This window comes from Streptomyces sp. NPDC048383 (assembly GCF_040651775.1).
GTDB lineage: Bacteria > Actinomycetota > Actinomycetes > Streptomycetales > Streptomycetaceae > Streptomyces.
In genome coordinates this window covers 101,562-124,197 of the sequence record NZ_JBEZKS010000002.1, presented here as the reverse complement: position 1 = coordinate 124,197, position 22,636 = coordinate 101,562, and the positions used below count along the sequence as shown (strand labels likewise).

The window sequence follows — 22,636 nt, the reverse complement described above, 5'->3', positions numbered from 1 at the left end:
CGCATGTCTGAGCCCGGTCTTCGGACACAGCAACCCGCCCCCGCGCCGGCCCGATCGGCGAAGCCGTTCCCGGGACACTTCCCGGGCCACGACGCGGTCGCGCGCGCCCTGGGCCTGCTGATGGCGTCGACGCCGTGCACGGCCCGGCACGCGCGCCTGATCCTCGCGACGGCCGCCGACCTCGCCCAGGTCACCGTTGCCGAGCTGGCCTGCGCGATGGCGACGGCGCCCGGCGAGGGCCCCGCGTCCGCACCGGGACGCGTCGTGCGCGCCCTCCACCGCGCGGTGGCGGCGGCCCGCACCCCGGCCGCGCCGACGCCGGGCGCTACACCGCCGCCCAGCCGGACCCGGACCGAGGAGGTCCTCTCCCGGCTGCGGGGCTGCCAGGCCCGCCTCACGCACACCCCGCACGACCCCGGCGCCCTACGCGCCATGGACGACGCCGCCCACACCCTCTGCGTCCTCATGGGCCGCCCCAGCGCCCACGAAGCGGTACTGGCGGCGGAGCGCCACCTGGCCGAGGCGACCTGAAACGCGCCACCGCCCCACGAGCCCCCACCCGGCGGCGCTCAGAACGTCAGTCGGAACAGCGCGCCCCCGACCGGTGGCCCTCAGAACGTCAGTCGGAACAGCGCGCCTCCGCCCGGAGCGGCCTCCGCCGTCAGCTCGGCGGCGTGGGCCCGGGCGATCTGCCGGGCCATGGCCAGGCCCAGCCCCGACCCCGGCAGGGCGCGGGCCGCCCCGGCCCGGTAAAACCGGTCGAATACGTACGGCAGGTCCTGCTCCGAAATCCCCGGCCCGTGGTCGCGGACGGTCAGCTCCGCGCCCCCACCGGCGCCGGCCGCCACCAGCTCCACCTCCACGGGCAGCCCGCCCCGGCTGAACTTCGCCGCGTTGTCGAGCAGGTTCCCCAGCAACCGGCTCAACCGTGCCGGCACCCCCGGCACCACGACCGGCTCGGCGGGCACCCGTACCCGGAACGGGACGTCCGGCCAGTGCGTCCGCGCGGCCTCGGCGCAGTACTCCACCAACGCGCCGAGCCGGACCTGCTCCACCAGCGGCTGCGGCTCCTCGTCGCGCGCCAGCTCGATCAGGTCGTTGACCAGCCCCGTCACCTCCCGGAGCTGGCGGCCCAGCGCGGCCGACGCCCGCTCCCGCTGGTCCCCGGTGAGCCGATCGCCGCGCGCCAACAGCTCGGCGTTGGTGCGCAGCGCCGTCAGCGGGGTGCGCAACTCGTGCGAGGCGTCCGCGACCAGCCGACGCTGGGCGGTGACCGACGCCTCCAGCTCGCCCAGCATGGTGTTGAAGCTCCCGGCCAGCCGGGTGATCTCGTCCTCCCGCCCCGGTGGCGGCAGCTCGATCCGGTGCCGCGGGTCCCGGGTGGCGGCGATCCGCTCGGCCGTCGCGGTCAGCCGGGTCACCGGCGCCAGCCCGGTCCGCGACACCCAATGGCCGAGGACGGCGGCCAGCAGCACCCCGGCCGCCGCCGTCGCCACGAGCCACCGGGCGGCGTCCTCGATGCCGTCCTCGACCGTGTCCGCCCGCAGCGCCACCTGGAGCGCCCGCCCCTTGGCGTAGTCGGTGGTGAGCATCCGGGCGGCATACCCGGACAACGTGATGTTCGTGTAGTACGGGGCCCGCCGACCGGCGGCGACCTCCCGCGCGGCCGGGCTCACGGGCAGCAACCCCGGCGCGGCCGGGTCGGCGGCGGGATCCGCGGCCACCACCTCCGCGCACGCCGGAGCCGCCAGGTAGCGGCACTCCCCGGCCAGGGTGCCCGGCGCCGCCCCCGGGTCGCGCTGGGCGGCGAGCCGCGCCGACTGGGTCAGGCTGAGGTCGAGCTGCTGGTACAGCGCGGAGCGCACCACGACGAACGCCGCCGCGCACACCCCGACGGCCACGAAGGCAACGGCGGCGGTGACGGCCAGCGCGAGCCGGGTCCGCAAGGGACGCCGCCTGCGCCAGGCACCGCCGAGCCGCCGACGCCCGCCGCTCACGCCGCGTCCAACCGGTAGCCGACCCCGTGCACGGTGTGGACCAACCGCGGCTCCCCACCGGCCTCCAACTTCCGGCGCAGGTACCCGACGTAGACGGCCAGCGAGTTGGAGTCCGGCCCGAAGTCCCGCCCCCACACCAGCTCCAGGATCGACTCGCGCGGGAGCACCTGACCCGGGTGACGCAACAGGAGTTCCAGCAGGGCCGCCTCGGTACGACTGAACTCCAGCGGCCGCCCACCCCGCCGCCCGGTCCGGGTCGCCGGATCCAGGACGAGGTCGGCGAACCCGAGCGGGGCGCCCCCCGCCGGCCCGGGCGAGGCCCGGCGCAGCAGCGCCCGTACCCGGGCGACCAGCTCGTCCAGCGCGAACGGCTTGACGAGGTAGTCGTCCGCCCCGGCCTCCAGCCCGTCGACGCGCTCGCTGACGGAGTCGAGCGCGGTCAGCACGAGGACCGGCGTACGGTCACCCAGCGCCCGCAGCCGCCGGCACACGGCCAGCCCGTCGAGCACCGGCATCATCACGTCGAGGACGACCGCGTCGGGCTCCCAGGTCGCCACCCGGGAGAGGGCCGCGAGGCCGTCCGCCGCGCCCCGGACCTCGTACCCCTCGACGGAAAGACCGTCCTCGACGGCCGCCCGCACCTCGGGCTCGTCATCGACGACGAGGATCCGCGGCCCGGGGGCGCCGCCCGCGCCGCCGGCGACTCCCGTACTGCCGGCGATTCCCGTACTGCCGGGCTCGTCCGTGTTGTCCGAACTGTTCATGGGGGACAGCCTGCCAAAGCCGTCTGAGAGAACCTCTTAGAACGTTCTTAGGGCGCACCGGGAGTGTGCGGCCATGACCACACCACAGACACCCGCGGCACTCTCCGTCGTGATCGGTGCGGGCGGCACCGGCGGCCACATCTATCCCGGCCTCGCCCTCGCCGAGGCACTGCGCGCCGCCGTGCCGGGCGCCGTGGTCTCGTTCATCGGGACCGAGCGGGGCCTGGAGACCGAGCTGATCCCCGGCGCCGGATACCGCCTGCACACCGTCGACATGATCCCCTTCGACCCCGCCCTGGGGGCCAAGCGCTACCTGTTGCCCGCCGCCCTGCTGCGCTCCGCGCACCAGGCCCGCGCCGTGATCCGCGCCCAGGGCGCCCAGGTCGCCGTGGGCATGGGCGGCTACCCCAGCGCGCCCGCCGTCCTCGGGGCCCGCCTGGCCGGGCTGCCGGCCGTGATCCACGAGTCCAACGCCGTCCCCGGCCGCGCCAACCAGTTCGCGGCCCGCCTCACCCCGCACATCGCCGTGGCCTTCGACCGCAGCCGCGGCCACCTCTCGGGCGGCGCCCGGGCACTCACCACCGGAATGCCGATCTCCGCCGCCCTCTCCGGCCTCGCCGAACTGCCCGGAGCGGACCGGACGGCCCTGCGCGCCGACGCCCGGCGGGCGCTCGGCATCCCCCGAGGGCGACGGCTCGTCGTCTTCAACGGCGGCAGCCTCGGCGCCGTCCGCCTCACCCGCGCCGCGACCGCGCTCGCCGGGTTGTGGCAGTACCGCGACGACGTACAACTCCTGGTCAAGACGGGCCCGGCCACGCTCCCCGACACGATCGCCGACCTCGCCGCCTCCGGCGGGCAGCGCATCGCCCGCGCGGTGCCGTACCTGGACCGGATGGACCTCGTCTACGCGGCCGCCGACCTCGTGGTGTGCCGCGCCGGCTCGGCGACCGTCGCCGAGCTGGCGGCCACCGGCGTCCCCGCCGTCCTGGTGCCCTACCCGCACGCCCCCGGCGACCACCAGACCCACAACGCGCGGGTCCTGACCGACGCCGGCGCCGGACTGCTGCTGTCCGACGCCGAAACCACCGCCGAACGCCTCGCCGGCCTGATCGGCGCGCTGCTGGCCGACCCGGCCCGGCTGAGGGCGATGGCCGGCGCCGCCGACCCCGGCCCGCACGCGCGGGCCGCCGAACTGCTGGCCGCGGAAGTCCTCCGCGTCGCCGGCTTCGTCCCCACACCCCACCTGGAGCGCATATGAACCAGAACAGCTGGACCGGCCGCACCGTCCTCGTCACCGGAGCCGAAGGCTTCATCGGATCGACACTGGTGGACCTGCTGGTGGCCCGGGGCGCACGCGTACGGGCCTTCGTGCACTACAAGCCGTACGCCGAGAAGGGCCACCTGGCCCGCTACCTCGCCGACCCGGACGGCCCCGTCGAAATGTGGGCCGGTGACGTCCGGGACGCGGGCCGGGTCAGCGACGCCGTCGAAGGCTGCGACACCGTCCTCCACCTGGCGGCGCTGATCGGCATCCCGTACAGCTACGCCTCACCGGGCGCGTACGTGCAGACCAACGTCACCGGCACCCAGAACGTCGCGGAGGCCTGCCGCCGGCACGGCGTACGCCGCCTCGTGCACACCTCGACCAGCGAGGTCTACGGGACGGCGCTGACCGTCCCGATCTCCGAGAGCCACCCCCTGCAACCGCAGTCCCCGTACTCCGCGTCGAAGATCGGCTCGGACATGATGGCACTCTCCTTCCACCACGCCTTCGAACTTCCGGTGACGGTGGTGCGCCCCTTCAACACGTACGGGCCGCGGCAGTCGGCCCGCGCGGTCATCCCCACGATCCTCGCCCAACTCCACGCCGGCTCCCGCGAAATCCGCCTCGGCTCGCTCACCCCGACCCGGGACTTCACGTACGTCACGGACACGGCCGAGGGCTTCCTGGCGGTGGCCGAGTGCGACCGGGCCCTGGGCGAGGTCGTCAACCTCGGCACCGGCGAGGAGATCTCCGTCGGCGACCTGGCCGAGGCCCTGATCAAGGCCTCCGGCCGGGACGCCGAGGTGGTCGTCGACCCGGCCCGACTGCGCCCCTCGGGCAGCGAGGTCCAGCGCCTCCTGTCGGACAACCGCCGCGCCCGGGACTGGGCGGGCTGGCAGCCCCTGGTCGGCCTGGAGGAGGGCCTGCTGCGCACCTCGGACTGGATCGCGGCGAACCCCGGTCTCTTCGCCCCGAACCGCTACGCGGTGTGACTCCGCGGCGGGGCCGACGCCGACCCCCGTGCTTGACGACTTGTCAGATCGCCGGTCAAGCTGCGGGGCCTCGGGTGCTGACAAGCTCGGGGCACGGCCGACGGCCGCGTCCGCCCGGCTCCTGCTCGGAGCGGGGTACGTCTCATGACGGGCGCCGTCGGCCGCTCGCCGCCCGCGCCGCGTGACCAGGTGGCAACCGCGCCGGGCGGGCCGCCGGGCTCAGAGGGGCTTGAGGCGGGTGCGCAGGAGGCAGAACTCGTTGCCTTCCGGGTCGGTCAGGACGTGCCAGCTCTCGGTGCCGCTCTGGCCGACGTCGGCGGGCCGGGCCCCGAGGGCCAGGAGTCGTTCCAGCTCGGCGTTCTGGTCCCGGTCGGTGGGGTTGACGTCGATGTGCAGGGGGAGTTTCCCGGACCGGGGGTTGCTGCTGGGGCTGAGGACGAGCGTGGGCTGCGGACCACCGAAACCGGTGCCGGGCGGCCCGATCTCGATGCTTCCGTCGTCCTCCCGGCCCAGTTCGACGTAGCCGAGGACCTCGCCCCAGAACGCGGCGAGCCGCTCCGGGTCGGCGGCGTCGATGACCAGCTCACTGATGCGGGATGCCATGACGGCCAGTGTAGGTGGTCGGGGTCCGCACGTGCCGTTGGCCGACGGCGACATCGCGGCGCGTGCGGCACCCATGGTTCGACCCGTGCGGCGCGGCACGGCGCGGCACGGCGCGGGACGATACGGCGGGGTGCACGGCGGCCGCGGGCGGCTGAAGCGTCGCGTGCGGTCAGGAGTTCCCGAGGGCGTCTCCGTCCCTCCGGCGTCAGGACGGAGGAACTGAGCCCCGGGCGGGCCCGGTTATGGGTGGGCCCGCCCGGCGGTCGGACGTCCGGTCAGTCGTCCAGGGCGTCCAACACCCGACCCAGGTCCACGAACTTGAAGCCCGTGGCGGTGCGCGGCCCGTCCTCGGGGCCGTCGTGGCCGTCCTGCACCACGAGGAGACCGCGGGGGAACACGCGGCCGAGGGGCTGGTTCAAGGCCGCGGCCCCGTCGCACTCCTCCGAGCCGTCGAGGGTGCGGGAGCGTGCGGTGATCCGTACGCCGCCCTCGTAGGCGTGCTCGTCCTCGCGCTCACGGTCGTAGAAGGCGAAGGTGTCGTCGCCCTGGCTCGACGCCATGAGGTAGCCGTCACCGTCGCCCTCGTCGACGATGGTCAGCCCCTCCACGTCCGCGGACAGGCGACGGCCGCCGAAGCCCGGGTCGGCGCCCGCCGTGCACTCCTCGGTCGCCTCGTCGTAGACGGCGGGAACGCCGTACTCGCGGACGCGGTCCACCAGCACCGGCGCCGACGTCAGATCGGCGGGCATCCGCCAGATGCCGACGTCCTCCTGGCCGGCGTAGAGCGTGCCGTTGGCCGGGTCGACGACCATGCCCTCGACCTGCGGCCGTTCGCCCGGCTCACCGCAGGGGGTCCAGGACGATCCGTTCGGCAGCCGGAAGGAGGAGGGCAGGTCCAGGGTCCGCACCAGGTGGTATCCGACCGTCCCGCCGGCGGAGGCCGTCAGTTCGAGGAGGGCGACGCGGGTCTCGTGGCGGCGGCTGACCAGGGCGTAGACGCGGCCGGTGGCGCGGTCCGTCCAGGTCGCCAGGCCGTACGCGGTGCGCTGGTCGTTGATCTCCTCCTGCGAGCCGGAGAAGACCGCGGGGACGCCCGGAGCGGTGACGTCGGTCAGCGGGCCACCGGGCCGGTCGCGGTCGACGCGGTAGACGCGCAGCCGGTCGTTACCGCGGTCGGTGACGACGGCGAGGTCCGCCCGGCCCGTGGACAGGCGCATCCTGTGGACCAGGTCGACGTTGTTGAACCGCCCCGGCGCGTCGTCGGTGCCCGGCCCGCCGGGCGCGGCCAGCGCCTGCACCTGGCGCGCGGCGAGGTCGTAGACGCGGAGCCCGCCCTCCTTGGCCGTGGCGACGACCAGGCTGCGACCGGGATCGGCGTCGTTGCGCCAGATGGCCGGGTCGTCGGCGTTGGCGTTGCCGCCCTCCTCGTCGTCGAACAGCGTGGCGGTCTCGGCCACCGGGGTGACGGCGGGCAGCGAGCCGCTTCCGCGCCCCTGCGCCGCGGCCGGGGCGGCCACGGTGAGACCGGCGAGCACGGCCAACGCCGCGGTCAGCGCGAGGGCGGTCGCGACGGGGCGGGCGGGACGGGTACGACGAGGGCGATCAAGACGGTGAAGTTCCACCAGGCGTCTCCAGCGGTCGGTCGACACGTACGGGCAATGGCGGCTGAAGACTGGAGCCCGCGCGTTACGGGCTCGTCGTCACCGGGCGACGAACAGCCAAGTACGACATGAACACGACGTGCCGGGGTGCCGTGTCCCTTGCCGACGCTGCGGACCACCCCCGGTGCGAGGCCGCGCGGTGGGTCATGCCGCCGGCCGAAGGGCTGCCCGGTGGCTCCGTACCCACGACGCCCTCGCCCGCGCCCTGGGCGGCCGGCCCGACTGAGCGTACGCACGAACCACGGGGGCTCCGCGCCCCCGTGGTGTCCGTCCGTCCGGTTCTCAGTACGTGTGTCCGACGTGGGCGAGGGCCTGCTTCAGCAGCACCCCGTGGCCGCCGGGCATCTCGTTCTGCACGGCCGGGGAGGCCGCCTCCTGGGGGCTGAACCAGACCAGGTCGAGCGCGTCCTGGCGGGGGCGGCAGTCACCAGTCACCGGGACGATGTAGGCGAGGGACACGGCGTGCTGGCGCGGGTCGTGGTACGAGGTGATGCCCGCGGTGGGGAAGTACTCGGCAACGGTGAAGGGTTGGAGGGAAGAGGGGATCCGGGGGAGGGCGACCGGTCCGAGGTCCTTCTCCAAGTGCCGCAACAGCGCGTCCCGTACCCGCTCGTGGTGCAGGACGCGGCCGGAGACCAGGGTCCGGCTTACCGTTCCTGCCTGACCCATGCGCAGCAGCAGCCCGATGCTGGTGACTTCGCCGCTGTCGTCCACACGTACGGGCACGGCCTCCACGTACAGGATCGGCATCCGGGTCCGGGCTGTTTCCAGTTCGTCGGAGGTCAGCCAGCCGGGCGTGGTTTCGGTCGTGTCAGACATTGCTTGAGCATACGTTCCTGGTGGGGCGCCCGCAGTATTCGGGGCCGGTTCGCACAGGGCAGTTCGAGCAGCGTTCGGGCGGCGCCGAATTCGGCCTGACGGAGCGGCAGCCGCACGGCGCTCGCTCGCCGCCCTTGCCTCGCCCGGCCCGGGCGCCGACGTGGACCACGACGTGCCGGTAGCCCGCACGGGCCGTGACGGATACGGCCGCACGAGCCGAGCCCGGCCGTACGTGATGACGCGGCCGCCCCTTGACTACCGGGTCTCCGTCGACACCGGGTCGAGGAAGAAGAGGCACTGCTTCGCGTGGAACTCGCCCACCACGGCGACGAAGCGGAACGTATCGCCGGCACGGATGGCGGTGGGGACGTTCCCGCCGGTCAGCTTCAGTTCGAGGACGTTGACGTCCTCGAACTTGAAATCCGGGCCGGTCACCGTCTTCGGTCCCTGGTCGCCGGGGCCCAGGAGGACGTCGTAGCGCGTGTCGTGGTCACCGTGGGGAGCCATGTGCACGATCGAGCCGTCGAAGGCGACCGTCCTGCCCCTGTACTTGGTCGCGAAGTCCGGGTTCGCGCTGTCGCAGGAGTCCGCCGTCTTCAGCAGCGCCGCGAACTCCGGGTTGTTCTGCGGCGTGATCACCTCGGGGGCAGCCGACCCGGCCGGGGTCGGAGTCGACGTGCCGGACGGTCCCGCGCTCGCGGTGGCCACGGCCGGCTGCTTCGACTCGTCCTTCTTCCCGCCTCCCCCCTCAAACGCCGCGCCCACGCCGATGACGACGGCCAGCAGCACGAAGCCGCCGATCGCGGCGCCGATCAGGAGCCGCGGCAGGGGCTTCTTCGGTCGGCGGAACTCGAGGGTGGAGCGGAGCATGCCGGGGGTCTGGTCGACGAGTTCCCAGCCGTCCTTCCGCAGTTTCGAGATCACCGAGCCGTCGGTGCCGCGAACCGTCTGCACGGTCTTGTACTCGTACCTGATCTCGTCGGCCATGCGGCTCCGCGCCCCCTGAATGAACTGCTCGTACCAACTGCCACGCGAGCATAAGGGACTTCGGGAGGAAGACGGCATCGTCGGATCGCATTCCACCCCGAGCTCGCGTTGCGATCGAGGAGCACCCGGACGCCATTTCACCCCCCGGATGCCTCCGGGCGGGGTCATGCCGGTCGGGGGTCATGCCGGGCGGGCCGGAGCGGGTGCGGCGAGTTCGGTGTCGGCCCGGGCGGTGACGTGGGTCAATGCGCGGGCGGCGACTTCGCGTTCGGACGTCGGGAGGTCGCCGTACAGCCGCTCGGTCAGCACGGCCACCGCGTCGGTGAACGCTCGCTGGAGCTCGGCGCCCCGATCGGTGAGGGACGGTCGGGCGCCGGCGAGCAGCCCCGCATCGGTGAGTTCGTCGAGCAGGGTGTGAGCCCGCGCCGGGTCGATCTTGAGCGTGGCGGCCACGCGGTCGACGGCGCCGGCGCGGTCGAGTCCGTCGGCGATCGCCTTGAGGGCGACGGACCGGTGGAAGGTCAGGCCGTGGGAGGCGAGGAGCCGGTCCCGCACGGCGGCGATCGCGTGGTAGGCGATGCCGATGGTCCGGCCGTCGAGGAGAGGAACGGGGGAGGTGGAGGGGGAAGGGGAAGGGGTCGTGGTCATGGGGCGAATCTCCCTGTGGGCTTGGCTTGTTGGAACGCCGGTGTCCCCAAGCGGAGGAATCTCCGGTTGGCTGGTCGCCACTCTAGGTGGAGAGTTCTCCGATTCTCAAGGGGGAACCGGAGAACTCTCCGCTCCGTCCGTTAGGCTGCTCCGCATGACCGCCCCCACCGAGCGCGCCGATGCCGCCCGCAACCGCCTGCGCATCCTCGACGCCGCCCGGCGGCTGCTCGCCGCGGACGGCTTCGCCGGTCTGTCCCTGGACGAGGTGGCCAAGGAGGCCGGGGTCGGGGTCGGGACGGTCTACCGGCGGTTCCACAACCGCGCCGGGCTCGTCTACGCGCTGATCGAGGACAACGAGACCGCCTTCCAGGAGGCGTTCGCGCTGCGCTGCGCGGACGGGTCCGCCCCGTCGGCCCCCGATCGCCTGCGCGCCTTCCTGCACGGCATGGTGGAACTCGTGGACGACAACCGGGAGTTGTTGCTCCTGGCCGAGGCGAGCGCGCCGGCGGGACGCTATCGCAGTGCCCCGTTCCGTCGGCACCACGAGCAGGTCGTGGGCATGGTCACGGAACTCGCCCCCGGCGTGGACGCCGCCTACCTGGCCGACCTGCTGCTCATGGCGTACACGCCGGGCCTCTTCAACCACCAGCGCACCGAGCGCGGTTGGGACGCGGACCGCGTCAAGCGCGGACTCGACGTGGTCGTCGCGGGCATCGGGGCCGTCGGAGCGGGCGATCCCGACCAGCCGCGGTAGCGGCCGGCCGGCCCGGCGGAGGTCTCCCGGACCAGCGCTCCGCAGCGCCCGCGGGAACGGAGCGGGCCCGGGAGGGCGAGTGATCCACCTTCCCGGGCCGCGAGCCGCGACGGGTCAGCAGGCGAGGGTGCCCCCGCGGAGGGCGTGGCCGCTCGTGTTGCTGTCGTCGGACCAGTGGACGGGCTTGGTACCGGCGACGCATTCGGATGCCGGGGCGATCGCGAAGCCCTCGTTGTTCAGGTTCGACAGGCCGGTGGGCCGGTCGTGGACGGCCGTCGTGGCGAAGGCGCCCGAGGCGTCGACCCGCAGGGTGCGGTGCCGGCCGTCGCAGGTGTCGTCACAGACGGCCCACAGCCGGGAGGCCTGCGGTTCCCACTGCAGTTCCATCACCGCGGACAAGCCGCTGGGCAAGGCCGCCACCCGGGTGTAGCCGCCCGAGTCGGCGAGGACGTAGCCGTAGATCATGCCGGTGCCCTCGACGCCGACGAAGAACACGCCTCCGGAGTGGGCTCCGTAGCGGGCGGGATCGTACGCGGCGCCCGTCGAGGCGTCCTTGAAGCCGGCGCCGGTCAGGTAGCCGTCCGGGACCCAGGTGACCGCTTCGAGGCCGAGGTTGGAGCCGACCGAGGGCAGGTCGGAGGTCAGGTTCCACTCCCGGCCGGCGGTCAGGGTGGCCGCCGAGCCGCTCACGTCGTAGCGCAGGACGGACAGCCGGCTGGTGCCGGAGGCGTCGCCGTTGCGCTCGGAGGCGACGTACACCCCACCCGCGGCGCCCGAGCCGGTGACGGTGACGCCCTCACCGTCCGGCGCGCCCGAGCCGCCGGGGAAGCGCAGGGTCTTGCCGGCGGACCAGCCGCCGGTGGTGTCGGGGGCCCAGCCGCCCGAGCCGTTCGGCACCAGGCGCCACAGCTTCCCGGAATTCTGGGCGCCCCACATCACGGCGCCGTCCTGCTGGAGTCCGCTCAGGTCCTGGCCGAACACGTTGGAGGCGTCGGCGTTCGCCACCGAGGCACCGCCGGGCCAGGCCGTCGGGGTGGTGCCGCCGCCGGTGCCGCAGGAGTTGGCCGCGCCCAGGGTCGGGGCGGCGGCCTTGAACGCTCCGGTGCCGTCGGGGCAGCGCGACCACGACGGATCCGAGTGCTTGCTCCAGGTGAAGCTGTCGACGAGGGTGCTGCCGTCCGGCAGGTACAGGCGCGCCTTGTCGGAGGAGCCGAGACCGAAGGCCGAGTGGACGTCGAAGGAACGGAAGGCCCCGGCAGCCAGGGTCGTGCCCGAGGCGATCTTGTACTTCGAACTGTTGCTGTCGTCCTTGAGGATCCAGCCCGAGACGTCGACGGCGGCGGCGCCCTTGTTGTACAGCTCGATCGAGTCGTCGACGTCGCCGGTCGTCACCACCTCGTTGACGCGGATGTCATCGGCGGGCGCGGCTTGGGCGGGGGCGCCCGTCAGGGTGACGGCCAACGCCGGGGCGGCGACGGCGAGCCGGAGGGCAAGGGTGCGGCGCCGACGGGGTGCGCGCGATGCGGTCACGGTGTACTTCCCGAGGATCGAAGAGCTCGTTCGTGAGCTCAGGACCGCCCGAGGTTCGCGGCCCGGACCGAACAACCGCCCCCCGCGACATGGGCGGATCATGAACGCCGACGGAACGCGTCGTACGGCGGCATGACCCCCGCTCTTCTTCGGGACGGACGCGGCGGACGCCGGCCGGCGCCGTGCGCCCTGACGTGCGCCCGCGCGCCTCCGCACGCCCCCACGGGAGGGATGGCCGCCGTACGCAACCGCCCTGACGATGAACTGCCGTCGCGTTCCGGCCGGCCGGAACGCGACGGTTCGCCTTCGGACGGTTCGCCGTCCGGCGGTTCGCGCGGCACGCCGCGATCCGGCCCGCCGGGCATCGCGGCGCACCACTCCTTCCGGCACCACGACCACGACGGGGGAACGATGGGACGACGCTGGCTGATCACGGGATGCTCCTCAGGACTCGGGCACGCGCTGGCCACGGCCGCCGCCCGGGCCGGGGACGAACTCGCGGTCACCGCCCGCAAGACCGCCGACCTGGAGGAACTGGCCGCCGCCTGGCCCGGCCGCGTCATCCCGGTCCCGCTGGAACTACGGGACGCCGCCTCCTGCGAGGACGCCGTCCGTACGGCGCTGGACCGTCTCGGTGGCATCGACATCCTCGTCAACAACGCCGGCGTCGGACTGTTCGGCGCGGTGGAGGAGGTGTCGGACGCCGAACTGCACGATCAACTGGAGACCCTCGTCGTCGGCCCCTGGCGGCTCACCCGCCTCGTCCTGCCCCTCATGCGGGCGCAAGGACACGGCCACATCGTCAACGTCTCCTCCGTGGTCGGCCGCATGGCCTTCCCCGGCCTGGCCGCCTACGTCGCCGGGAAGCACGCCCTCGAAGGCATGAGCCTGGCCCTCGCCGTCGAGGCCGCCCCGCACGACATCCGCGTCACCGTACTGGAACCGGGCATGTTCGCCACGCGCTACGGAACCTCCATGGCCGAAGCCCGCCACCGGGTCCCCGCCTACGACGCCACCAACCGCGAGATGCTCGAAGGAGCGCGCGGCCTCGCCGACAACCCGGAGACCGGCCGTCCCGAGGACTTCGCGGCGCGGGTACTCGCCATCGTCGCCGCCGACACCCCCACACCCCTGCGCATCCCGATCGGCGACGACGCGTTCGGCTACCTCGACCTGGCGGAGCAGGCCGCCCGCGAGGAGTTCGCCGCGGCCCGCACCCTCGTACAGGGGCCGCCGCCGCCGTGACGACCGTCGCGACGCGCCGGGGCGGTCAGCCCGCGGTCCCGCCCGGGCCCCCGCCCGGCCCCGGGAGCCCCTTCCCGCCCGTCCCGCGGCGCCGCTCGGCCGCCCGCGCCGCCCAGGCGGCCGAGTCGACCTCCGGGCGGGCGCCGCCCTCGCGCTCCGACGCGTCCAGCTGGACCGCCCACACCCACATGACGAAGGCCGCCGGCAAGAAGGAGCCCGCCAACCCCAGGGGCGAATCGATGTCCTCGGACAGGGACTCCAGACCGGCCACCGGCCTCACCTCCTCACCCGATCGGCCCCCGGGCGTTTCCCCCAGGACGGCCTCCCTCCAGCCTGCGTCCCCCACGGCGGCCCTACCGCTCCGCACGGCCGATCGGGTGGGCCCGGGGAGGAACACCGCCTCCACCGCCCCGGCGTCCGTACGACGGGCTGCCCGTGCTCTGGGAGGATGAGCCCCATGGGTGTCCGGAGCAAGAACCATGTGAAGGTCAGCGGCCGCGCGGGGGGCCCCGTCGTGGTGCTCGCGCACGGCTTCGGCTGCGACCAGAACATGTGGCACGCGGTACTCCCGGACCTGGAGCGCGACCACACGGTCGTCCTGTTCGACCACGTGGGGGCCGGCCGGTCCGACCCGTCGGCGTGGAGCCGGGAGCGGTACTCGGCGATGGACGGGTACGTCGAGGACGTACTGGAGATCTGCCGGGAGGCGGCGGCAACCACCCCCGTGGTCTTCGTCGGCCATTCGGTGAGCGCCATGATGGGCGTCCTCGCCGCCGCCCGCGAACCCGAACTGTTCGCGGGGCTGGTCCTGTTGGCCCCCTCGCCGTGCTTCATCGACGACCCGGCCACCGGTTACCGGGGCGGGTTCAGCGCCCCGGACATCGAGGAACTCCTGGAGTCGCTCGACGCCAACTACCTCGGCTGGTCGGGGGCGATGGCCCCCGTCATCATGAGCAACCCGGAGCGCCCCGAGCTGGCGGAGGAGCTGACGAACAGCTTCTGCCGCACCGACCCCGAGGTCGCCCGCGTCTTCGCCCGGGTGACCTTCCTCTCCGACAACCGGGCCGACCTCGCGCGGGTGACCGTACCCACGCTCGTCGCGCAGTGCTCCCACGACGCGATCGCCCCGCCGGAGGTCGGCCAGTACGTCCGGGACCGGATTCCCGGCAGCCGGCTGGTCACGCTGACCGCGACGGGACACTGCCCCCAACTCAGCGCTCCCGCCGAGACCACGGCCGTGATCAGCGCCTTCGTGGACTCCCTCCGCTGATGCGCGGAGCCGCCTGATGCGCGCGGAGGGCGATGCGGGGGCGGACCCCGGGCCCGGGCCCGACGCGTCCGGGAACCCCGAGCCGCAACCGTTCTCCGCCTTCCTGGAGGACAGCGTCGAGGACCTGTACGAGAACGCCCCCTGCGGCTACCTCTCCACCCTGCTCGACGGACGGATCGTCAAGGTCAACGGGCGGCTCCTGAGCTGGCTGGGCCACGCCCGCGAGGAACTGGTGGGCCGCCGGACGTTCTCCGACCTGCTGACGGTGGGCGGCCGGATCTACCACGAGACGCACTTCGCCCCGCTGCTCGCCATGCAGGGCGAGCTCAGCGGGATCGCCCTCGAACTCAAGAAGGCCGACGGCGGCCGGCTGCCCGTCCTGGTCACCTCGACCGTCAAAACGGGCAGCGACGGACGGCCGCTGCTGATCCGCACCACCGTCTTCGACGCCCGCGAGCGCCGCGCCTACGAGAGCGAACTGCTGCGGGCGCGCCAAGAGGCCGACCGGGAACGCGAGCGCCTGAAGCGCCTCAACGCCATCCTCCAGCAGACGTTGCTGCCCCCGGCCCTGGCGAACGTGCCCGGTCTCGACGTCTGCGCCCACTACCACGTGGCCTCCGCCGACGAGGTCGGCGGCGACTTCTACGACCTCTTCCCCCTCGCGGCCGACCGCTGGGGCATGTTCCTCGGCGACGTCTGCGGAAAGGGCGCGGGCGCCGCGGCCGTGACCTCGTTGACGCGCTACACCCTGCGCGCCGCAGCCGTCTACGACTCCGATCCTGCGGGGGTGCTCGGCAACCTGAACACGGTCCTCACCCACGAGTACAACCAGCACGACCCGCGCTTCTGCACCGTCGTCTTCGGTCTCCTGACCCCCGACGCCGCCCGGGGCGGATTCCGGATCACCCTCGCCGGCGGCGGACACCCACCGGCCCTGCTGATGCGCGCCGACGGCGGCGCCGACTACGTACCCACCCCCGGAGGGCAGCTCATGGGCGTCCTGCCGGACGCCCAGATCGTCACCACCGAGGTCCACCTGGCGCCCGGCGACACGCTCCTGCTGTACAGCGACGGCCTGACCGAGGCCCACACCGCCCTGGCCGGTGACCGCCACGGGGACCGGCACGACGACCGCTACGGCGACGAGGCCCTCCTGGACTTCGCCGAGAGCCTGGCGCCCACCACCGCCGACGAAGCCGTCGCGGCGATCCGCGGCCTGCTCGACACGTTCGGCGCCGGGGTGGACGACGACACGGCCGTCCTCGCCGTCCACGTACCCCGACCCACCGACGAAGAGCAGCCGTGAACCAGCTGATCATCCGAACCCGCGCCACCCCCGCCGGCCCGGTCGTGGAGCTGACCGGAGCCCTGGACCACCGCAGCGCCCCCGAGGTACGGGCCCTGCTGCCCGGCCTGGCGCTCGACGCGGGGCAGCAGCTCGTCATCGACCTGTCCGGCCTGACGTTCTGCGACTCCAGCGGCATCACCGTGATGATCGCGGCGCGCAACCACGCGGTGGGAGCCGGCGCCGGCATCGCCCTGGCGGCCGTTCCCGACCGGGTCCACCGCGTCTTCCGCATCGTCGGCCTGGACCGGGTCTTCACCACCTACCCGACGGCGCGGGCAGCCGAGGCCGCGTGGCGACCGCCGGGCTGCTGAAACCCGTCGATCAGGTCGCCGGGTACGGGGCGGCCTTGAGGCGGCGCGCCAGGTGGGCCGTGTTCGCGGCGAGGGTGGCCGTGGTGCCGGTCGTGGCCTCCGGGGTCTTGTCGAGGTCCTGGTAGTCGGTGCCCTGCATGGCTTCGCCGACCCAGTAGGTGACGGCGTTCGGGGCGAGGCTGAACCCGACGTCGTTGAGGCCCTGGAACAGGTCGGCGCTGACCTTGTGGGCGCCGTCCTCGTTGCCGACGACGCAGACCGCGGCGACCTTCCCGTAGGTGAGCAGCCGGCCCTCGTCGTCGGTCTCGGAGATCTCCGCGTCCAGGCGCTCCAGGACCCGCTGCGCGATGCTGGAGGCGTGCCCCAGCCAGATCGGCGTCGACAGGATCAGGATGTCGGCGCCCAGGATCGTGTCCCGGATCCCCGGCCAGGCGTCACCGTCGCCCATGTCGGTCTCCACCCCGGGCTTCACGTCGTGATCCGCGATCCGGATCGTCTTGCCCGTCACCCCGTGCTCGGACAGGGCGGCCATGGTCTGCTCGGCCAGCAACTGGGAACTCGACGGGGCCGGGGACGGGGACAGGGTGCAGACGAGCGCGACAGCGCGCAGCGGGGTGGTTCCAGTGGTGTCCATGGGGCGCGGCTACCCGTGCCCCGGGCAAAGATGTCAGCCGGTGGGGGAGTGCCCCATGAAGGTCAGCCGCACCTGGCGCCGCGGATTGTCCCGGTTGGTGTCGACCAGGGTGACCGACTGCCAGGTACCCAATTGGAGGACCCCGCCGATCACGGGAAGCGTCGCGTGGGGCGGGACGATCGCGGGCAGGACGTGGTCCCGTCCGTGCCCGGCCGACCCGTGCCGGTGCCGCCACCGGTCGTCCGCCGGCAGGAGGGTGCCCAGGGCGTCCAGGAGGTCCTCGTCGCTGCCCGCGCCCGTCTCGATGACGGCGAGGCCGGCCGTCGCGTGGGGCGTGAAGACGTTGAGCAGCCCGTCCCGGTCCGGGGCGACCTCCCGGAGGAAGGAGCCGATGACCTCGGTCAGGTCGAGGACGGTCTCCCGGCCCCCGGTGGTCACGTCGACGGTGCGCGAAACGAAGCTGTCGGCCATGGATCCATCCTCGCGGCAGGGGCCCGTACGCGTACGGAGCCGCGGCCCGTGTCGACCTACGGGGTGCGGGCTTCCCACGGGGGAGGGGCGCTCTGGTCCGTCCAGGCGGCCAGCCCGTCCGCGTCGACGCACAGGATGTCGCACGTCGCGGCGTACTCCGCCGCGGGCGAGGTGAAGGAGCTGGTGGTGACGACGATCGCGACGTCCGCCTCGTGGACGGCGAAACAGGTGCCGCCGAAGCGCTGGAGGTCCTGCGAGCCGACCCGGTTGTCCTCGGCGTAGTGCTTGCACTGGATCACGATCCGCTGCCCGTCCGCGGTCGTGGCGATCACGTCGGCGCCCAGGTCACCGGCCCCGCCGACCACCTCCACCGGGGAACAGCCGTCGCGCGCGCACAGCGCGGCCACCGTGTGCTCGAAGCCGTCGGCGTCGACCGCGGCGTGGTCCAGCGCCTCGCCCCCCACGTCCGGGAGGTCGGCGAGCGGGGCGACGTACGGGTCCGGGCCGTTCGGGAACCGCCGGCGCGGGCGGCGGCGGACGGGTGCCACGCTCCACTTCGCCAGGGCCACGCCGATCACCAGGACGGCGACCGTCGCGACCGGGACCAACGGCAGCCCGGTCCCGGCCGAGGCCGTGGTCTTCAGGAAGACGGCCAGCCCGCCGGCGCATATGCCCAACAGGCCCACCGCGAGCACCATGTCCCGGCCCACGGAAGCGGATCCCCGCACGGACGCCCTCGCGTCCTCCTCAGGTGTCGTCATCCGGAAGTCCCCCCATCTCGATCACGCGCACCAGGAGGGCGCACTTCCTCGTGTGACCGGGAAGCCGCCGCTGAAACGCGGAGGAGGAGGAATCAGCGCAGGTCGGGGAAGTCCGCGGGACGGTCCGCCGCGTCCAGCGGCATGACGACCTCGATGCGCTTGCCGCCCTGCGGCGTCGGCCTGATCGTCACGCTCCGCGTCAGGCGGCGGATCAGGGGCCAGCCGAACCCGCCGGCGCCGACGGAACCGGGCGGCCGGGGCAGCGTGACGGGGTGGTCGGCGTTGGCGTCCGTGACCGCGAGCCGGAGCCCGTCGGGCGCGACGGCGGCATGGAAATCGACGATCCCGCCCCCGTGCCGGATCGCGTTCGTCACCAGCTCCGACGTGACGAGCAGCGCGTCGGTCAGGGTGTCGGCCGCCGCCCCGCCGTCATCCACGATCCCGGACGCCTCGATGAGCGACCGCACATGGTCCCGAGCCTGCATGGCGTTGATCGGTACCGGGTACGGCGGTGTGCCGTTGTCGGACAGCACCGTTCACCTCCTCATCGGGCTCGTCACGGGCGGACCGTGTCCGTCTGCCCCGCACCGGCCCCGGCAATCGCAGAGGCAAACACCTTCGCCGCCGCGCTCGATGCGGACACGGCTCAGCCCCGGCGGGGCGGGAGCGTCACGACCGTCGCCTCGGCCACGCTGGGAGAGGTGGCGAACGCCCGACCGGCGCCCGTGACCTCCAGCAGCCGTGCGAGGCGGCTCGGCACTGTCCCCGCCAGTACGACCGGCCGGTTCAGGGCGGGTTGCAGCATGATGCTGAGGGCGGTCGAATCCACGAAGGTCACACCGGATACGTCCAGGACGAACCGCTCGATGCCGACGACCTCGGGATCCATCGCCGTCCGCAGTTCCCCCACCGTGTCCATGTCGAACTCGCCGGCCATCACGACGATCCGTACGTTTCCGTCGGCCCGCGTCTCCACGTAGTTGCGGGCGTCGCCGCTGTGCGTGTCCATGTTCCCCACTTCCGTTTTCCTCGCTTTCAGATGGCCCGGGGCAACTTCACCACGGTGACGAAGAAATCGTCGATCTGCTGGATCGCCTGAATGAACTGGTCGAGGTCCACCGGCTTCGTCACGTAGGCGTTGGCGTGCAGCTTGTAGCTGCGCAGGATGTCCTCCTCGGCCGCCGAGGTGGTGAGCACGACCACCGGGATGTGGCTCAGCTCCGGGTCCGTCTTGATCTGTTCGAGGACCTGCCGACCGTCGTACTTGGGCAGGTTCAGGTCCAGCAGGATCAGGTCCGGGCGGGGCGCCCCGGCGTGCGCGCCGCGGCGGTAGAGGAAGTCCAGCGCCTCCAGCCCGTCGCGTACGACGTGCAGGACATTGCCGATCTTGTTGTCCTCGAACGCCTCGCGGGTCATGAGTTCGTCGCCGGCGTCGTCCTCGACGAGCAGGATCTCCGCGGGCGCCGTCGACTCCCTGGAGGGGGGTGTGGTCATCAGTTGGTTCCTTCGTCGACTGCGGATTCGGGTGCGGAGGACGGTCCGGTCACGACCTCGTCCGCGGCGAGCACGGGCAGGGTGAACAGGATCCGGGTGCCCGGAGCGTGGGCCGTGTCGATCCAGATGCGCCCCCCGGAGTGCTCGACGATCTTCTTGCAGAGCGAGAGACCGATTCCGGTGCCACCGTACGTCTCCCGGGCGTGCAGTCGTTGGAAGATGACGAACACCTTCTCGGCGAACTCGGCCGGAATGCCGATGCCGTTGTCCGTGACGGCGAAGGTGTGGAAACCCGGCTCCGTCGCGTCCCCTTCGAGCAGCGAGACCTCCACGTGCGGGACGAGCCCGGGGGAGTGGAACTTGACGGCGTTGGCGACCAGGTTCTGCCAGAGCATCGTGAGCAGGGTCGGATCGCCCAGCACCTCGGGGAGCCGCTCCGGCCGGGTGACCTCGGCGGAGTGTTCCTCCACGGCGGCGGCCAGGTTGCGCATGGCCCGGTCCAGGGTGGAGTCCAGGGCGACCGTCTCGCGGGCGTCCTGGACCCGACCCACCCGGGAGAAGGCCAGCAGGTCGTTGATGAGCACCTGCATCCGCTTGGCACCGTCGACGGCGAACGCGATGTACTGGGTACCGCGCTCGTCCAACTGCTCCCCGTAGCGCTTCTCCAGCAGCTGGCAGAACGAGGCGACCTTGCGCAGCGGCTCCTGCAGGTCATGGGAGGCGACGTACGCGAACTGCTCCAACTCGGCATTCGAGCGCCGCAGCTCGCCCGCCTGCGCGTCGAGTTCCGCGGCCGTGCGGTTCAACTCCCGTTCGTTGAGCTGCGAAGCCGTCAGCTCCGTGACGGTCCGCCGGCGCATGGCCTCGACGGCCTCGGCGAGCGAACGCAGATCGGCCGGGCCGCGGACCGGAATCTCCTCGTCGAAGGCGCCGTCCGCCACCCGCTGGGAGGCCGACCGCACCAAGGAGAGGGGACGCAGGACGCCCACGTGGAGCAGGAACCCGAGGCAGGCACCCGCCAGCAGGAACAGCACCACCATCGCCAGCAGGACGCGGTCGCGTTCGGTGCGGGCCTCACCGAAGGTGGTGCGGGCGTCCGTCTGGACCCGGTCCAACCGGGCCTGCTGCTCCGCGAGCCGCACCCGGACCGCGTCGAACTTCTCCTTGCCCACCTGGACCGAGGGCGGCTCGCCGCCGCCGCGCACCGCGGCGATGGCCGGGGTCGCGAACTCGTCCTGCCAGACGCGCACGGCGTCCTGTACGGCCACCAGGTCGTCCCGCACCCCGCCGTCGTCGTCCAGGACCCCTGACAGCCTCCTGCTCGCCTCACGCCCACTCTCCAGGCCGCGGTCGTACGGATCCAGCAGGGCCGGATCGCGGGCCAGCAGGTAACCGCGGACCCCGGTCTCCTGGTCCAGCAGGGCCGCCTCCAGCCGGAGCGCGTCCCGCTGGGCCGGGAGGATCCCGTCGACGAGCCGGTTACCGGCCTCGGTGGTGTTCGACAGCAGGGCCGCTCCGACCATGCCCGTACCGACGACCATGAGGGCCAGCACGGCCAGGACGGTCGTGAGCCAGGCCCGCAGGCTCGGACCGCCGTGACCGGACCCGCCGTCACCGGACCCGGCGGGCGCGGCCCCGGCCGGTGCGGCGCCCGCGGCGGGCGGCTCGGTGACAGGGGTCTCGGCGTCCGGGGTCTCGGCGTCCGGGGTCTCGGTTCGTTCTCGGGCGTTCACGAGGGGGTGTTCCATTCGAGGTGGAGTACGGCGACGTCGTCGGCCAGGCCGCCCCAGTCCGCGGCCGCGCTCTGCGCCGCGTGGATGACGGTGTCGACGAAGGTCTCGGCGGGCAGCCCGGTGTACTGGCGGGCGATGGCGAGCAGACCCGTCTCGTCGAGGCGTTCCGAGCCGGGGCCGACGCGCCCCTCGATCAAGCCGTCGGTGAAGAGCACCACGGCGCCGTCCGGCTCCATGGCGACCTCGGTCACGGGCCAGACCGCGCCCCAGCCGGGCATGATGCCGAGGGCGGGCCCCCCGGGCACCTCCAGCAGGTCCACGCCGGTCGCCGACCTGACCAGGAAGCCGGGGTGCCCGGCGCGCTGCACTGAGATGCCGGTCGCGCCCGGGGAGCGGGTGACGGCGATGAGTGTGGCGAAGATCTCGGGACCGGACCGCTCCGCGAGGAGGATCTCCTCCAGCAGCTTGAGCAGTTCCTCACCCCGTGCGCCCGCCATCACGAAGGCGCGCCAGGCCACGCGCAGGCACACCCCGAGGGCCGCCTCGCCCGGCCCGTGCCCCGAGACGTCGCCGACCACGGCGTGGGTGGCCCCGTCGCGGGTCTGGACGACGTCGTAGAAGTCCCCGCCGAGCAGTGCCTGGGCTCGGCCGGGCCGGTACCGGGCGCACACCGTGACGGCGTCGTCCAGGAGCAGCGGCGTCGGCAGCAGGCCACGCTCCAGACGGGCGTTCTCCTCGGCGCGCAGCTTGCTCGCCTGGAGGGAGACGGCGGCCAGCTCGGTCCGCTTGCGCTGGATCGCGTACCGGATGGCGCGGACGAAGACGTCCGCCTCCAGGCGGCCCTTGACCAGGTAGTCCTGGGCCCCGGCCGCCACGGCGGCGAGCCCCGCCTGTTCCTCGGAGAGACCGGTGAGGACGACCACGGCGGCCTCGGCGGAGGCGGCCAGCACCTTCGTGAGGCCGTCGAGCCCTTGGGCGTCGGGGAGGTGCAGGTCGAGCAGGACGCACTGGGGCGGTTCGTTCTCCAGCAGCGACAGGGCGTCCGCGAGGGACCGGGCCCGGCCGAGACGCAGGTCGACCCCGCTGTCCTCGACCAGTTCCTCGACGAGGAGGGCGTCGCCCTCGTCGTCCTCGATCAGCAGGACGTACGGCGGGAGGCCGCTCCACAGGGCCAGGGACCGGTCCTCCTCGACGGAGGTGGCGGGCCGGGGCGGGGTCGCCGCAGGCGGCGTCTGGCCGGCGGAATGCGTTGATCCCAGGCCGATCGTGCTCCCCATGGCGCGCCTTCCCCTTCTCGCCACGGAGCGCGTGCGTCCGGGGGACGCCCGGTTGCGTCGGGGGTGAGCTTAG

Annotated in this window: 25 protein-coding genes; 8 read left to right on the top strand and 17 right to left on the bottom strand. The window is 73.3% G+C overall.

What is annotated here, in order from left to right:
* Window positions 1–3 precede the first annotated feature (3 nt).
* Window positions 4–531 carry a DUF5133 domain-containing protein gene (locus AB0D46_RS03440; protein WP_362875579.1) on the top strand — a complete coding sequence of 176 codons (528 nt, stop codon included), beginning with the start codon at window positions 4–6 and terminating at the stop codon, window positions 529–531.
* 80 nt (window positions 532–611) lie between these two features.
* Here AB0D46_RS03440 and AB0D46_RS03435 read toward each other — a convergent pair whose 3' ends face one another.
* Both AB0D46_RS03435 and AB0D46_RS03430 read right to left on the bottom strand, forming a co-directional pair.
* On the bottom strand, window positions 612–1,997 hold the full coding sequence (locus AB0D46_RS03435) for a HAMP domain-containing sensor histidine kinase (RefSeq protein WP_362875578.1): 1,386 nt from the start codon (window positions 1,995–1,997) through the stop codon (window positions 612–614).
* Window positions 1,994–2,761, bottom strand: coding sequence for a response regulator transcription factor (locus AB0D46_RS03430; protein WP_362875577.1), 768 nt, complete (start codon window positions 2,759–2,761; stop codon window positions 1,994–1,996). The genes AB0D46_RS03435 and AB0D46_RS03430 overlap by 4 nt, the downstream gene beginning before the upstream one ends.
* Window positions 2,762–2,834: 73 nt before the next feature.
* On the opposite strand from AB0D46_RS03430, the gene AB0D46_RS03425 reads away from it, so the two are divergent.
* Both AB0D46_RS03425 and AB0D46_RS03420 read left to right on the top strand, forming a co-directional pair.
* Window positions 2,835–4,019, top strand: a complete 1,185-nt coding sequence (locus AB0D46_RS03425; protein WP_362875576.1) for a UDP-N-acetylglucosamine--N-acetylmuramyl-(pentapeptide) pyrophosphoryl-undecaprenol N-acetylglucosamine transferase — start codon at window positions 2,835–2,837, stop codon at window positions 4,017–4,019.
* The gene (locus AB0D46_RS03420) at window positions 4,016–5,017 is read left to right on the top strand and encodes an SDR family NAD(P)-dependent oxidoreductase (RefSeq protein ID WP_362875575.1); all 1,002 of its coding nucleotides are present in this window, start codon (window positions 4,016–4,018) and stop codon (window positions 5,015–5,017) included. Before AB0D46_RS03425 ends, AB0D46_RS03420 begins: the two co-directional genes overlap by 4 nt.
* A gap of 219 nt (window positions 5,018–5,236) precedes the next feature.
* On the opposite strand, the gene AB0D46_RS03415 is transcribed toward AB0D46_RS03420, so the two are convergent.
* The 5 genes from AB0D46_RS03415 to AB0D46_RS03395 form a co-directional block, all read right to left on the bottom strand.
* A complete protein-coding gene (locus tag AB0D46_RS03415; protein ID WP_362875574.1) occupies window positions 5,237–5,620 on the bottom strand; it encodes a VOC family protein in 384 nt (127 codons plus the stop codon).
* 275 nt (window positions 5,621–5,895) lie between these two features.
* The gene (locus AB0D46_RS03410; RefSeq protein ID WP_362875573.1) at window positions 5,896–7,242 is read right to left on the bottom strand and encodes a phytase; all 1,347 of its coding nucleotides are present in this window, start codon (window positions 7,240–7,242) and stop codon (window positions 5,896–5,898) included.
* A 321-nt stretch (window positions 7,243–7,563) separates the two neighbouring features.
* On the bottom strand, window positions 7,564–8,100 hold the full coding sequence (locus tag AB0D46_RS03405) for an NUDIX hydrolase family protein (protein WP_362875572.1): 537 nt from the start codon (window positions 8,098–8,100) through the stop codon (window positions 7,564–7,566).
* Window positions 8,101–8,355: 255 nt separating this feature from the next.
* Window positions 8,356–9,087: a DUF4839 domain-containing protein gene (locus AB0D46_RS03400; protein WP_362875571.1), complete on the bottom strand. Its 732-nt coding sequence runs from the start codon at window positions 9,085–9,087 to the stop codon at window positions 8,356–8,358.
* Window positions 9,088–9,267: 180 nt separating this feature from the next.
* Window positions 9,268–9,735, bottom strand: a complete 468-nt coding sequence (locus AB0D46_RS03395) for a hypothetical protein (protein WP_362875570.1) — start codon at window positions 9,733–9,735, stop codon at window positions 9,268–9,270.
* 154 nt (window positions 9,736–9,889) lie between these two features.
* On the opposite strand from AB0D46_RS03395, the gene AB0D46_RS03390 reads away from it, so the two are divergent.
* Window positions 9,890–10,489, top strand: a complete 600-nt coding sequence (locus tag AB0D46_RS03390) for a TetR/AcrR family transcriptional regulator (protein WP_362875569.1) — start codon at window positions 9,890–9,892, stop codon at window positions 10,487–10,489.
* Window positions 10,490–10,603: 114 nt separating this feature from the next.
* On the opposite strand, the gene AB0D46_RS03385 is transcribed toward AB0D46_RS03390, so the two are convergent.
* A complete protein-coding gene (locus tag AB0D46_RS03385) occupies window positions 10,604–12,019 on the bottom strand; it encodes a lamin tail domain-containing protein (protein WP_362875568.1) in 1,416 nt (471 codons plus the stop codon).
* Between the two features lie 411 nt (window positions 12,020–12,430).
* Here AB0D46_RS03385 and AB0D46_RS03380 point away from each other — a divergent pair, with 411 nt between their 5' ends.
* Window positions 12,431–13,264: an SDR family oxidoreductase gene (locus AB0D46_RS03380; protein WP_362875567.1), complete on the top strand. Its 834-nt coding sequence runs from the start codon at window positions 12,431–12,433 to the stop codon at window positions 13,262–13,264.
* Window positions 13,265–13,289: 25 nt separating this feature from the next.
* Here AB0D46_RS03380 and AB0D46_RS03375 read toward each other — a convergent pair whose 3' ends face one another.
* A complete protein-coding gene (locus AB0D46_RS03375) occupies window positions 13,290–13,535 on the bottom strand; it encodes a hypothetical protein (protein ID WP_362875566.1) in 246 nt (81 codons plus the stop codon).
* A gap of 186 nt (window positions 13,536–13,721) precedes the next feature.
* On the opposite strand from AB0D46_RS03375, the gene AB0D46_RS03370 reads away from it, so the two are divergent.
* Genes AB0D46_RS03370 through AB0D46_RS03360 form a run of 3 tightly spaced genes read left to right on the top strand, consistent with a single transcriptional unit; the run spans window position 13,722 to window position 16,193 of the window.
* A complete protein-coding gene (locus tag AB0D46_RS03370) occupies window positions 13,722–14,534 on the top strand; it encodes an alpha/beta hydrolase (protein WP_362875565.1) in 813 nt (270 codons plus the stop codon).
* 16 nt (window positions 14,535–14,550) lie between these two features.
* A complete protein-coding gene (locus AB0D46_RS03365) occupies window positions 14,551–15,840 on the top strand; it encodes a SpoIIE family protein phosphatase (RefSeq protein WP_362875564.1) in 1,290 nt (429 codons plus the stop codon).
* On the top strand, window positions 15,837–16,193 hold the full coding sequence (locus tag AB0D46_RS03360; protein ID WP_362875563.1) for an STAS domain-containing protein: 357 nt from the start codon (window positions 15,837–15,839) through the stop codon (window positions 16,191–16,193). Before AB0D46_RS03365 ends, AB0D46_RS03360 begins: the two co-directional genes overlap by 4 nt.
* Window positions 16,194–16,203: 10 nt before the next feature.
* Here the strand turns inward: AB0D46_RS03360 and AB0D46_RS03355 are convergent, their stop codons facing one another.
* From AB0D46_RS03355 to AB0D46_RS03320, 8 genes are all read right to left on the bottom strand, one after another.
* The gene (locus AB0D46_RS03355; protein ID WP_362875562.1) at window positions 16,204–16,827 is read right to left on the bottom strand and encodes an NAD(P)H-dependent oxidoreductase; all 624 of its coding nucleotides are present in this window, start codon (window positions 16,825–16,827) and stop codon (window positions 16,204–16,206) included.
* 33 nt (window positions 16,828–16,860) lie between these two features.
* Complete coding sequence (locus tag AB0D46_RS03350; protein ID WP_362875561.1) at window positions 16,861–17,298, bottom strand: YjbQ family protein; 438 nt, start codon at window positions 17,296–17,298, stop codon at window positions 16,861–16,863.
* 56 nt (window positions 17,299–17,354) lie between these two features.
* Window positions 17,355–18,059, bottom strand: coding sequence for a restriction endonuclease (locus tag AB0D46_RS03345; RefSeq protein WP_362875560.1), 705 nt, complete (start codon window positions 18,057–18,059; stop codon window positions 17,355–17,357).
* A gap of 92 nt (window positions 18,060–18,151) precedes the next feature.
* On the bottom strand, window positions 18,152–18,592 hold the full coding sequence (locus AB0D46_RS03340) for an ATP-binding protein (protein ID WP_362875559.1): 441 nt from the start codon (window positions 18,590–18,592) through the stop codon (window positions 18,152–18,154).
* 113 nt (window positions 18,593–18,705) lie between these two features.
* On the bottom strand, window positions 18,706–19,068 hold the full coding sequence (locus tag AB0D46_RS03335) for an STAS domain-containing protein (RefSeq protein ID WP_362875558.1): 363 nt from the start codon (window positions 19,066–19,068) through the stop codon (window positions 18,706–18,708).
* A gap of 26 nt (window positions 19,069–19,094) precedes the next feature.
* The gene (locus AB0D46_RS03330; protein ID WP_362875557.1) at window positions 19,095–19,553 is read right to left on the bottom strand and encodes a response regulator; all 459 of its coding nucleotides are present in this window, start codon (window positions 19,551–19,553) and stop codon (window positions 19,095–19,097) included.
* Window positions 19,553–21,301, bottom strand: coding sequence for an ATP-binding protein (locus AB0D46_RS03325; RefSeq protein WP_362875556.1), 1,749 nt, complete (start codon window positions 21,299–21,301; stop codon window positions 19,553–19,555). The genes AB0D46_RS03330 and AB0D46_RS03325 overlap by 1 nt, the downstream gene beginning before the upstream one ends.
* Window positions 21,283–22,563, bottom strand: coding sequence for a SpoIIE family protein phosphatase (locus AB0D46_RS03320; protein WP_362875555.1), 1,281 nt, complete (start codon window positions 22,561–22,563; stop codon window positions 21,283–21,285). Before AB0D46_RS03320 ends, AB0D46_RS03325 begins: the two co-directional genes overlap by 19 nt.
* Between the last annotated feature and the right edge of the window lie 73 nt (window positions 22,564–22,636).